This window comes from Streptomyces sp. S465 (genome assembly GCF_026898115.1).
In the GTDB taxonomy this organism is placed as follows: domain Bacteria; phylum Actinomycetota; class Actinomycetes; order Streptomycetales; family Streptomycetaceae; genus Streptomyces; species Streptomyces luomodiensis.
Genome location: NZ_CP114036.1, coordinates 2,507,193 through 2,519,454, shown reverse-complemented (window position 1 = coordinate 2,519,454; position 12,262 = coordinate 2,507,193). Strand labels below are relative to the sequence as shown.

Below are 12,262 nucleotides of genomic sequence, written 5' to 3'. Positions count from 1 at the left end.
CCCGCACCGCCGGATGAGGCGGTGCGGGCCCTTCCGCTGTGTCCGGGCGTCAGTCCTCGCCGAGGTACGCCTTCCGCACCGACTCGTCGTGCAGCAGTGCCTCTCCCGTGCCCGACAGCACGATCTTGCCGATCTCCATCACATGGCCCTGGTCGGCCAGGGACAGGGCGGCCTGGGCGTTCTGCTCGACCAGCAGGATCGTCGTGCCCTGGGCCTTGAGCTCGGCGATGGTGTGCATGATCTTCTGCATCATGATCGGGGAGAGGCCCATCGAGGGTTCGTCGAGCATCAGCAGCTTGGGGCGGGACATCAGCGCCCGGCCCATCGCGAGCATCTGCTGTTCGCCGCCGGAGAGGGTGCCGGCCGCCTGGCCGCGGCGTTCGCCGAGGATGGGGAAGAGGTCGTAGACCTTGCGCGTGTCGGCGGCTATGCCGTCCGCGTCCTTCCGGAGGAAGGCCCCGAGCTGGAGGTTCTCGGCGATGGTCAGCCGGGGGAAGATGTGCCGTCCCTCGGGCGAGTGGGCCAGTCCGAGGGCGACGATCTTGTGCGCGGGGACGCCCTTCAGAGGTTTGCCGTCGAAGCGGATCCGGCCGCCGAGGGGCTGGAGGAGGCCGGACAGGGTGCGCAGTGTGGTCGTCTTGCCCGCGCCGTTGGTGCCGATGAGGGTGACGACCTGGCCGGCCTCGACGCTGAACGAGATGCCCTTGACGGCCTCGATCTTGCCGTAGGCGACCCGGAGGTCCTCGACCTCGAGCAGTGCGGTCACTGTTGGTCCTCCGTACGTGCTGTGGTGCCCGGGTGGGCCTCGTCCTGCCTGGCCCTGGCCTGCGCGGTCCCGGCCTCCGCGGCCGTGACCTCGGCGGCCTCCTCCGCGCCGGGTGCGCCTTCGAAGGGGGTGCCGAGGTAGGCGGCGATGACGCGTTCATCGCTCTGGACGACGTCCGAGGTGCCCTCGATGAGCTTTTCGCCCTGGACGAGTACGGCGACCCGGTCGCAGAGGTTGAAGATGAAGCGCATGTCGTGCTCGATGACGAGTACGGCGGTGCCCATGTCGCGGATGGCGAAGACCAGTTCCTCGGTGGCGCGGGTCTCGTGGGGGTTCATTCCGGCGGTGGGTTCGTCGAGGAGCAGCAGTCCGGGGTCGCTGGCGAGGGCGCGGGCGATCTCCAGCTTGCGCTGTTCGCCGTAGGGGAGGTTGCGGGAGAGGTGGTCGGCCTTGTCGGCGAGGCCGGTGAATTCCAGGAGTTCCATGGCGCGGGCTTTGGACGCGGTCTCGGCGCGTTTGAAGCCGGGACCGCGCAGGAGGGCGGACCACAAGCCCTCTTTGGTGCGGGTGTGGCGGCCGACGAGGACGTTTTCGAGGACGGTCATGTTGGCGAAGAGCCGGATGTTCTGGAAGGTGCGGGCGATGCCGGCCTGGGTGACGAGGTGGGGTTTGGGCGGCAGGACGGTGCCCTGGTAGGCGACGCTGCCTTCGGTGGGGACGTAGAGGCCGGTGAGGCAGTTGAAGAAGGTGGTCTTGCCGGCGCCGTTGGGGCCGATGAGGCCGACGATCTCGCCGGGGTGGACGTCGAGGTCGACGGCGTGTACGGCCGTGAGTCCGCCGAAGCGCATGGTGACGCCGGTGGCGGTGAGCACGGGGGAGGTCGTGGTGGTGGTCATCGCTGTCATGCCTCCGCCTTGGTGACGCCGATGGCGGCGTCCTTGAGTCCGGTGGCGCCGGGGACGTCGAGCTGGCCGGTCTCGTGGTATTCGAGCTGCTGTCGCCGGTTGGGGATGATCCCTTCGGGGCGGAAGCGCATCAGCAGGATGAGCGCGATGCCGAAGGCGAGGAGCTGGTAGTCCTGGAGGAATTCCAGTTTCTTGGGGATGAGGTAGAGCAGGGTGGCGCCGAGCAGGGGGCCGCCGATGGTGCCCATGCCGCCGAGGATGACGGCGGCGACCAGGAAGGTGGAGTTGGGCGGGACGGGGCCGGCGAAGACGTACTGTTCGGGGACGACGGTGGACTGGAAGTGGGCCCATACGGTGCCGGCGACTCCGGCGAGGGTGGCGCCGAGGGCGAAGGCGATGAGTTTGACGCGGAAGCCGTTGATGCCCATGGCGGTGGCGGCGGTCTCGTCCTCGCGGATGGCGACCCAGGCGCGGCCGATGCGGGAGTTGCCCGCGCGGCTGAAGATCAGTACGACGAGGACGGTGACCAGCAGCATCAGCAGGTAGTAGTTGCCGCCTGCGTCGAGGGTGAGTCCGGCGAAGCTGTGGTCGTCGTTGAAGTTGAACCCGAAGATCTCCAGCGGGGGGATGTTGGGGATGCCGTCGGGGCCGTTGGTGACGGAGGGGCCGGAGGTGCCGTCGAGGTTGAGCATGGCGAGCCGGAAGATCTCTCCGAAGCCGAGGGTGACGATGGCGAGGTAGTCGCCGCGCAGCCGCAGGGTGGGGGCGCCGATGACGACGCCGAAGATCAGGGAGACCGCGCCGCCGGTGAGCACGGCGGCCCAGAACGGGAATGTCACGTCGATGGTGGAGGCGGTGGCCCCGGAGACCAGGGCCGCGGTGTAGGCGCCGACGCCGAGGAAGGCGACGTAGCCGAGGTCGAGGAGGCCGGCGAGGCCGACGACGATGTTCAGGCCGAGGGCCACGGTCGCGAAGATGGCGATGTTGACGCCGAGTTCGGTGAAGCTGGATTTGTCCTGGAAGAACGGGAAGACGATGGCGGTGATGAGCGCCGCGACCAGGGTGGTGGAACGGTAGGCGCTGGTGAGTTCGCTGATCCGGCTGATGAGTCCGGCTTTGGCGAGGGCGACGGCGGCGAATCCGATGGCGATGAGGTAGCCGAGGAATGGTTCGGGGTGGTCGGCGTCGGTCTGGATGCCGTAGTTGACCACGTAGAGGCCGAGGGCGAAGACGGCCGCGATGATCAGGATGTCGGCCCAGGAGGGGAGTTCGGCGGGGCGGCGCAGCGGGTGGGTGTCGTCCGGGAGGAGGAAGGTGGTGGCGACGGGGGCGGCGGTGGCCAGGGCGGCGATCCAGCCGCCGGGTTCGAGGTTGACCAGGCCGTTCAGGTCGACGGCGATGGTGATGACGGTGAACCAGGTGACGGCGAAGGTGCCGAGGGCCAGCAGCCGCAGGGCCTGGGTGGAGCCGCTGGGGGTGAGCCAGCGCAGGCCCTTCAGGCCGAGGGCGGCGAGTGCGAAGACGGCGGTGGCGGTTCCGAGGACGAGGGTGAGGAGCTGGAGTCCGCCGGGGTAGCCGTAGACGGTCAGGTCGCCGGGGAATTCGGCGGTCCAGGTCCAGGCGAGGAAGGTGGAGGCGACGGCGGCGACGCCGCCGGCCGCGGTGAGGGCGCGGAGCCAGGTGGTGCGCGGGGTGGTGGTGCCGGCCTGGGTCGTGTTCGTGGGCGTGGGCTGGGTCTTGTCGGTGGTCATCGGTTCACTCCCTCACGCCCGGTCCGCTACGCGTTCGCCGAGCAGGCCCTGTGGCCTGACCAGCAGGACGACGATGAGCAGGGCGAAGGCCCATACGTCCTTCCAGGCGCCGCCGCCGAGTTGGTCCATCCCGGGGATGTCCTGGATGTATTTGATGGCCAGGGCTTCGACGATGCCGAGGACGACGCCGCCGAGCATGGCGCCGTAGATGTTGCCGATGCCGCCGAGCACGGCGGCGGTGAACGCCTTGAGGCCGGCGATGAAGCCCATTTCGAAGTTGATCTGGCCGTATTTGAGTCCGTGGGAGAGGGCGGCGACGGCGGCGAAGGCACCGCCGATGGCGAAGGCCATCATGATGATGCGGTCGGTGTTGATGCCCATGAGTTTGGCGGTGTCGGGGTCCTGCGCGGTGGCCTGCATGGCGCGGCCGGCGCGGCTTTTGGAGACGAACAGGCCGAGGGCGAGCATGCACAGCGGGGCGGCGATGAGGAGGAAGGCGTCGCCGCGCTGGATGTGGAGGTTGCTGAGGATTTCGAACGAGGCGCCTTCGAACTGGGGGAAGCTGAGGGGTTTCTTGGCGTCCGGGTAGAAGGCCCAGATGGCCTGTTGCAGGGCGATGGACAGTCCGATGGCGGTGATCAGGGGGGCGAGCCGGGGGCCGCCGCGCAGGGGGCGGTAGGCGAAGCGTTCCGCCGCGGTGGCGATGGCGACCGAGGCGATGATGCCGCCGATGAGCATGAGGGGCAGGGCGAGGGCGAGTGCGGTGCCGCTGGGCAGCCAGAGGTGGATGGTGAGGGCGCCGAAGCCCCCGATCATGAAGATCTCGCCATGGGCGAAGTTGATGAGCTGGACGATGCCGTAGACCATGGTGTACCCGATGGCGATCAAGCCGTAGAGGGCGCCGAGGGTCAGGCCGTTGACCAGCGTTTGCGGCAGTTCGTGCACCGCAGGGCCTCCGATGAGCGTGTCGGATATGACGCCGCGCGAGGGCGATGGTGTACGCCCTCGCGCGGTTTCGTTTCGTGGGTGTGCGAGTCGCCGCCGGGTGGTCAGTCCTTGAAGGTCTCGCTCTTCACGGACTTCCAGGCGCCCTTGGTGACCTGGTAGACGGTCAGCTGTTTGTTGGTGGTGTCGCCGTAGCTGTCGAAGGAGACCTTGCCGGTGACGCCGTCGAAGGAGACGTCGCCGAGGGCTTCGGTGATCTTGGCGCGGGCGTCGTCCGGGAGCTTGCCGTCGTTGTCGTCGACGACGGCCTTGACGGCCTGGATGATGGCCCAGGCGGCGTCGTAGGAGTAGCCGCCGTAGGCGCCGTAGGGGTCGTCGTAGTTCTGGGCCGCGTAGTTCTTCACGAACGTCTTGGCGGAGTCGAGCTGTTCGACCGGGTAGCCGACGGAGGTGGCGAGGTCGCCGTCGTTGCTGGTGCTGGACGCCTTGATGAAGGCGGGGTCGTAGATGCCGTCGCCGCCCATGACCGGGACCTGTGCGCCGGCCTGTTTGACCTGGTCGGAGAGGAGGCCGCCCTCGGGGTACTGGCCGCCGAAGTAGACGGAGTCGGCGCCGGAGGACTTGACCTTGTTGGCGATGCCGGAGAAGTCGGTTTCCTTGACGGTGAGGTGGTCGCGGCCGACGACCTTGCCGCCGAGGCGCTTGAACTCCTCGGCGAAGATGGTGGCGAGGCCGTTGCCGTAGGCCTGCTTGTCGTCGATGACGAAGACCTTCCGCTTCTTCGCGTCCTTGTAGTAGTACTGCGCGGCGAAGCGGCCCTGGATGATGTCGGTGGTCGCGGTGCGGAAGTAGGTCTTGAAGGGGCGGGACTTCTTGCCCGAGGCCCAGTCGTCGCCCTGGCTGAGGGCCGGGTTGGTGTTGGCGGGGGAGACCTGGGCGAGGTCGGCTCTGGCGTAGACGCCTTGCATGGATTGGGCGACGCCCGAGTTGAGCGGGCCGACCGCGCCGAGGATCTCCTCGTCGTCGACCATCGAGGTGGCGTTTGCCTTGCCGGAGGAGGGCACGGCCTGGTCGTCGAAGGGTTTGACCTTGAAGGTGACTCCGTCGACCTCGTTGTTCTTGTTGGCTATGCGCGCCGCGAGGTCGACGGAGTTCTTGATGCCCTGGCCGATGGCGGACAGCGAGCCGGTGAGCGGGGCGTCGACACCGATGACCACGGTCGTCTTGCTGTCCTTGCCGCCACTGTCGTCTTTGTTGTCCCGCGACCCGCAGGCGCTGAGGGTGAGGGCGCCCGCAGTGATCGCGGTGGTCATGATGAGCAAGGAACGGTGTCGCACGAGGAATCCTTTCCCTGGCTCGGCACCCGAGTTCACGGGATGCCGTGTCCTCGCCGGATGAACCTGGAATGGCCGTGCGGGTGCGGCGTACACCCCACGGGGTCGTGACTGGCTGTGACTCTAAGCGTGGGGCGCGACCGGGGGCAGAGGTGCAGGCCATGATGTGACTGTCTTGTTATGACGCGCGTCACTTCTGGGTGTCCGTGTAGCGGAACGGAAAGGATGAATAGGGCATACCTGGATCGATTATCAGGTCCGGATACTGAGAAGGTGCAGTTCCGCTAAGGAGTGTGGGGAACTGGCGAGCGAAGTGCGGAGCGCCGTGCGCGGATCAGCGCGAAAAGATCGAGTTCGGAGTGGCGTTCCGGTCGCTGAAAACGCGATCTCGCATTGCGTCGGCGTTACGGAGTGTTACAACCGTCGACATCGGTCCGGTGCCGCGAGCGGGGCTTCCCCTGCTGGGCGGGGCCGGCCGTAAGGAAGTCCTTCCGGCCGTAAGGAAGTCCTTCCGGCCGTAAAGAAGTCCGGCCCGGCCTTCGAGAGGGCCGGGCCGGACGGCGCGGGCGCGTCCGGCCCGCCGGGCGTCACGCCTGCGTGCGCTCCTTGGCGTCGGTGATCTCGGCGACCGTCCTGGCGCGGCCGGCGTTGTCGATCTCGCGCAGCAGGCAGGTGAGGCGGGCGGTGCACACCCGCCGGTCCTGCTCATCGCTGATGACGATCTCGTAGGTCGCGGTGGAGCGGCCCCGGTGGAGGGGGGTGGCGACGCCGGTGACCAGGCCGGAGCGGACGCCGCGGTGGTGGGTGCAGTTGAGGTCGACGCCGACCGCGATCCGCTCGCTGCCGCCGTGGAGCATCGAGCCGACCGAGCCCAGGGTCTCGGCCAGGACGGCGGAGGCGCCGCCGTGCAGCAGTCCGTAGGGCTGGGTGTTGCCCTCCACGGGCATGGTGCCCACGACGCGCTCGGCGGAGGCTTCGAGGATCTGCACGCCCATGCGGGTGCCGAGGTGTCCGGCGGAGAACAGCGCGGGAAGGTCCACACCGAGCGCCGCGTACTCGTCGATGACCTCTTGCGGGAACTTCACGCTGGTCTGCTCGCCCATCGGACCGGCTCCGTTCGGTTGCTCGTGGTGGCCACCTTGGTCTTGGCTGGTGGTGGCCACCTTCTTACCAGGGGACTGAGCAAACGCTTAGGCCGGGGGTGTCTGTTCCAGACGGATCACCACGGACTTGCTCGCCGGGGTGTTGCTGGTGTCGGCGGTGGCGTCCAGCGGGACCAGGACGTTGGTCTCCGGGTAGTACGAGGCGGCGCAGCCGCGTGCGGTCGGGTAGTGGATCACGCGGAAGCCGGTGGCGCGCCGCTCGGTGCCGTCCGTCCACTCGCTGACCAGGTCGGCGTAACCGCCGTCGGCGAGCCCGAGCTCCCGGGCGTCCTCGGGGTGCACCAGCACCACCCGGCGGCCGCCTTTGATGCCGCGGTAGCGGTCGTCCAGGCCGTAGATGGTGGTGTTGTACTGGTCGTGGGAGCGGAGGGTCTGGAGCAGCAGCCGCCCCTCGGGCACCGTGGGGTACTCGACGGGGGCCGCGGTGAAGTTGGCCTTGCCGGTGGCGGTGGGGAAGCTGCGGCTGTCGCGCGGGGCGTGCGGCAGGGCGAACCCGGCCGGGTCGCTCATCCGGGCGTTGAAATCCTCGAAGCCGGGGATGACGGCGGCGATGCGGTCGCGGATCGCCGCGTAGTCCTTCTCGAAGTCCTCCCAGGGGGTGCGGCTCGTGGGGCCGAGCACCCGGCGGGCCAGCCGGCAGACGATGGCCGGCTCGGACAGCAGGTGGGGGCTGGCGGGCTCCAGGCGCCCGCGGGAGGCGTGCACCATGCCCATGGAGTCCTCGACGGTGACGAACTGCGGTCCGCCGCCCTGGAGATCGCGCTCGGTGCGGCCCAGGGTGGGCAGGATCAGCGCCCGTGCGCCGGTGACCACATGGGAGCGGTTGAGCTTGGTGGAGACGTGGACGGTCAGCCGCGCGGCGCGCATCGCGGCCTCGGTGACCTCGGTGTCGGGGGTGGCCGCCACGAAGTTGCCGCCCATGGCGAAGAAGACCTTGGCCTGGCCGTCGCGCAGGGCGCGGATGGCCCGGACGACGTCGAGGCCGTGCTCACGGGGCGGGGCGAAGCCGAATTCGCGCTCCAGGGCGTCGAGGAAGGCCGGGGCGGGGCGCTCGAAGATGCCCATGGTGCGGTCGCCCTGCACATTGCTGTGGCCGCGCACCGGGCAGACCCCGGCGCCGGGGCGGCCGATGTTGCCGCGCAGCAGCAGGAAGTTGACGACCTCCCGGATGGTGGGCACCGCGTGCTTGTGCTGGGTCAGGCCCATCGCCCAGCACACGATGGTGCGCTTCGAGGCGAGGACCATGCGCAGCGCGCGGTCGATGTCGGCGCGGTCGAGGCCGGTGGCCCGCAGTGTCTCGTCCCAGTCGGCGGCGCGGGCCGCGGCGGCGAACTCCTCGAAGCCGTGGGTGTGCTCGCGGATGAACGCCTCGTCGATGGCGCCCTCGCCCGCGCCGGAGGCGCTGTCGGCCGCTTCGAGGAGAAGTTTGTTGAGGATGCGGAAGAGGGCCTGGTCGCCGCCGAGCCGGATCTGGAGGAAGAGATCGGTGAGCGCGGTGCCGCCGCCGGCGAGGCCGCGGGCGTTCTGCGGGTTCTTGAACCGCTCCAGACCGGCCTCGGGCAGCGGGTTGACGGAGATGATCTGCGCGCCGTTGGCCTTGGCCTTCTCCAGGGCGGAGAGCATGCGCGGGTGGTTGGTGCCGGGGTTCTGCCCGGCCACGATGATCAGGTCGGCCTGGTAGAGGTCCTCCAGCAGCACGCTGCCCTTGCCGACACCGAGGGTCTCGGTGAGCGCCGAGCCGGAGGACTCATGGCACATGTTGGAGCAGTCGGGCAGGTTGTTGGTGCCGAATTCGCGCGCGAAGAGCTGGTAGAGGAAGGCCGCCTCGTTGCTGGTGCGGCCCGAGGTGTAGAAGACCGCCTGGTCGGGGGAGTCCAGCGCGGTCAGCTCGTCGGCGATGATGTCGAAGGCCCGGTCCCAGGTGACCGGCTCGTACCGCTCGGCGCCCTCGGCCAGATACATGGGCTGGGTCAGCCGGCCCTGCTGGCCGAGCCAGTAGCCGCTGCGGGTGGCGAGGTCGGCCACCGGGTGGGCGGCGAAGAAGTCGGGGGTGACCCGGCGAAGGGTGGCCTCCTCGGCGACGGCCTTCGCGCCGTTCTCGCAGAACTCGGCCGTGTGGCGCTTGCCGGGCTCGGGCCAGGCGCAGCCGGGGCAGTCGAAGCCGTCCTTCTGATTGACGCGCAGGAGGGTGAGCGCGGTGCGGCGCACGCCCATCTGCTGCTGGGCGACGCGCAGTGAATGCCCTACGGCCGGCAGTCCGGCGGCGGCGTGGCGTGGGGGTGTGACCTCGGGCGCGTCCTGGACCGGATCGCCTGCGGGCGGCTTGGCTGCCATCTCGCTCCCCTTCGGGTTCGAGCGTTGCGGGACCTGTGCGGGTGCGTGGACCTGTGGGTCCGATCCTGTCACGGGTCACCGGCGTCCGGGGTGGCGGGCCGGTCCCGGTGGTCCGCCTCTCTGGTTCGGACCGCGGCCGGTCCGGTCATGCGTCCGGCTCAAGTGTCGGGTCAGGTGCCTGGTCATGTGCCGGTCATGTGCCCGTCCGATCATGTGCCCGGCCTGGTCCCGGTGGCCGGGGCGGGAAGCATTGTCGGTGGGGCGTGGCAGGATCGGGGGCGTGGCAGAGAAAGCATCGAAGAAGACCGCAGCGCCCGCGTCCGACCGCACGGGGGAGGACCGTCCCCGCCTGCTCCTGCTGGACGGGCATTCCCTGGCATACCGGGCGTTCTTCGCGTTGCCGGCCGAGAACTTCAGCACGACCACCGGCCAGACCACCAACGCGATCTACGGCTTCGCCTCGATGCTGGCGAACACGCTCCGTGATGAGCGGCCCACGCACCTCGCCGTGGCGTTCGACGTCTCGCGCAAGACCTGGCGCTCCGAGCAGTTCACGGAGTACAAGGCGAACCGCTCCAAGACCCCTGACGAGTTCAAGGGCCAGGTCGAGCTGATCGGCGAGCTGCTCGACGCCATGAACATCACGCGGTTCGCGGTGGACGGCTTCGAGGCCGACGACGTGATCGCCACTCTCGCCACCCAGGCCGAGGAGCAGGGCTTCGAGGTGCTGATCGTCACCGGCGACCGGGATTCGTTCCAGCTGGTCACCGACCATGTCACGGTGCTCTACCCCACCAAGGGCGTGTCCGAGCTGACCCGGTTCACCCCCGAGAAGGTGCAGGAGAAGTACGGCCTCACCCCGCGCCAGTACCCCGACTTCGCGGCCCTGCGCGGCGACCCGTCGGACAACCTCCCCGGTATCCCGGGCGTCGGCGAGAAGACCGCGGCGAAGTGGATCAACCAGTTCGGCTCCTTCGAAGAGCTGGTGGAGCGGGCCGACGAGGTCAAGGGGAAGGTCGGCGAGAAGTTCCGCGACCACCTGGAGTCCGTGAAGCTCAACCGCCGGCTGACCGAGCTGGTGCGGGACGTGGAGCTCACCACCGGTCCGGAGGGGCTGGCGCGCGCCCCGTACGACCGGGATGCGCTCTCGGTGATCCTGGACGCGCTGGAGTTCCGCCACCAGAACTTCCGCGACCGGATCATGGCCGCCGACCCGGGCGCGGCGGAGGAGGAGCCCGCGGCCGCGGAGCCGGGCGTCGCGGTCGACGGGGTGGCGCTGGGCGCGGGTGAGCTCGCCCCCTGGCTGGAGAGCCACCGCGCCGCACCGCTGGGCCTGGCCACCGTGGACACCTGGGCGCTGGGCAGCGGCAGCGTCAGCGAGATCGCGCTGGCCACCGGTTCCGGACCCGCCGTGAGCTTCGACCCCGCGCAGCTGGACGAGGCCGACGAGCGGGCGTTCGCCGAGTGGATCGCGGACCCGGACCGCCCCAAGGTGCTGCACAACGCCAAGGGGATCATGCGGGTCTTCGCCGAGCACGGCTGGTCCGTCGCGGGCGTCACCATGGACACCGCCCTCGCCGCCTATCTGGTCAAGCCCGGCCGCCGCTCGTTCGAGCTGGACGCCCTGTCGATGGAGTACCTGGGCCGTGAGCTGTCCCCCGCGGTGGCGGCGGACGGCGGGCAGCTGGCCTTCGGCGCCGATGACGAGGCCGAGCGGGACGCCCTGATGATCAAGGCGCGGACGATCCTGGACCTGGGGGAGGCGTTCGGCGGCCGGCTGAAGGACGTGGGCGCGGACGGGCTGCTGCACGACATGGAGCTGCCGGTCTCCGAGCTGCTGGCCCGGATGGAGCGGTCGGGCATCGCGGCCGACCGCTCCTGGCTGGAGCGCATGGAGCAGCAGTTCGCGGCCGCCGTGCAGCATGCCGTGAAGGAGGCGCACGCCGCGGTGGGCCATGAGTTCAACCTCGGCTCGCCCAAGCAGCTCCAGGAGGTGCTCTTCGGCGAGCTGGGCCTGCCCAAGACCAAGAAGACCAAGACCGGGTACACCACGGACGCCGACGCGCTGGCCTGGCTGGCCGCGCAGACCGACCACGAACTCCCGGTGATCATGCTGCGCCACCGTGAGCAGGCCCGGCTGCGCTCCACCGTCGAGGGTCTGATCAAGACCATCGCCCCCGGCGGCCGCATCCACACCACCTTCAACCAGACCGTGGCGGCCACCGGCCGGCTCTCCTCCACCGACCCCAATCTCCAGAACATCCCGGTGCGCACGGACGAGGGCCGGGCGATCCGGCGCGGCTTCGTCGTCGGTGACGGCTTCGAGTCGCTGATGACCGCCGACTACAGCCAGATCGAGCTGCGCGTGATGGCCCATCTCTCCGAGGACGAGGGCCTGATCGAGGCGTTCACCTCCGGGGAGGATCTGCACACCACGGTCGCCTCCCAGGTCTTCGCGGTCGAGCCGGCGGCGGTCGATCCGGAGATGCGCCGCAAGATCAAGGCCATGTCCTACGGGCTGGCGTACGGCCTGTCGGCGTTCGGCCTCTCCCAGCAGCTGGGCATCACCCCCGATGAGGCCCGCAAGCTGATGGAGAACTTCTTCGAGCGGTTCGGCGGGGTGCGCGACTATCTTCAGCGGGTCGTCGAGGAGGCGCGCGCCACCGGCTATACGGAGACCATGCTCGGCCGCCGCCGCTATCTTCCGGACCTCACCAGCGACAACCGCCAGCGCCGCGAGATGGCCGAACGGATGGCGCTCAACGCCCCGATCCAGGGCACCGCCGCCGATATCGTCAAGATCGCGATGCTGAAGGTCGACGCGGCGCTGACCAAGGAGAAGCTCTCCTCGCGGATGCTGCTCCAGGTGCACGACGAAATCGTGCTGGAGATCGCCCCCGGTGAGCGGGAGCGGGTCGAGGAGCTGGTGCGCCGTGAGATGAAGGGCGCCTTCCGGCTGAGCGCCCCGCTGGACGTGTCGGTCGGCTCGGGCGCCGACTGGGAGTCGGCGGCTCACTGAGGGATCCGCGGACGCGGTGTTTGCACCGGTAGCTCCGGGCCATAA

The 12,262-nt window shown here is 69.4% G+C and carries 8 protein-coding genes; 1 reads left to right on the top strand and 7 read right to left on the bottom strand.

What is annotated here, in order from left to right; all coding sequences use genetic code 11:
• Positions 1–49: 49 nt before the first annotated feature.
• The 7 genes from N6H00_RS10850 to N6H00_RS10820 all read right to left on the bottom strand — a co-directional run bounded on the left by N6H00_RS10850 (position 50) and on the right by N6H00_RS10820 (position 9,198).
• A complete protein-coding gene (locus N6H00_RS10850; protein ID WP_268971389.1) occupies positions 50–766 on the bottom strand; it encodes an ABC transporter ATP-binding protein in 717 nt (238 codons plus the stop codon).
• Entirely contained in the window at positions 763–1,671 is a 909-nt protein-coding gene (locus N6H00_RS10845; RefSeq protein WP_268971388.1) for an ABC transporter ATP-binding protein, read from the bottom strand. The genes N6H00_RS10850 and N6H00_RS10845 overlap by 4 nt, the downstream gene beginning before the upstream one ends.
• Complete coding sequence (locus N6H00_RS10840) at positions 1,668–3,422, bottom strand: branched-chain amino acid ABC transporter permease (protein ID WP_268971387.1); 1,755 nt, start codon at positions 3,420–3,422, stop codon at positions 1,668–1,670. Before N6H00_RS10840 ends, N6H00_RS10845 begins: the two co-directional genes overlap by 4 nt.
• Positions 3,423–3,434: 12 nt before the next feature.
• Entirely contained in the window at positions 3,435–4,367 is a 933-nt protein-coding gene (locus N6H00_RS10835; RefSeq protein ID WP_268971386.1) for a branched-chain amino acid ABC transporter permease, read from the bottom strand.
• Positions 4,368–4,471: 104 nt separating this feature from the next.
• Positions 4,472–5,704: a branched-chain amino acid ABC transporter substrate-binding protein gene (locus N6H00_RS10830; protein WP_268971385.1), complete on the bottom strand. Its 1,233-nt coding sequence runs from the start codon at positions 5,702–5,704 to the stop codon at positions 4,472–4,474.
• Between the two features lie 584 nt (positions 5,705–6,288).
• Positions 6,289–6,804: a hotdog fold thioesterase gene (locus tag N6H00_RS10825; protein ID WP_268971384.1), complete on the bottom strand. Its 516-nt coding sequence runs from the start codon at positions 6,802–6,804 to the stop codon at positions 6,289–6,291.
• 87 nt (positions 6,805–6,891) lie between these two features.
• Positions 6,892–9,198 (bottom strand): FdhF/YdeP family oxidoreductase, encoded by a 2,307-nt coding sequence (locus N6H00_RS10820; protein WP_268971383.1) that lies wholly within the window; start codon positions 9,196–9,198, stop codon positions 6,892–6,894.
• Positions 9,199–9,478: 280 nt separating this feature from the next.
• On the opposite strand from N6H00_RS10820, the gene polA reads away from it, so the two are divergent.
• Entirely contained in the window at positions 9,479–12,217 is a 2,739-nt protein-coding gene (polA, locus tag N6H00_RS10815; RefSeq protein WP_268971382.1) for a DNA polymerase I, read from the top strand.
• Positions 12,218–12,262: the final 45 nt, after the last annotated feature.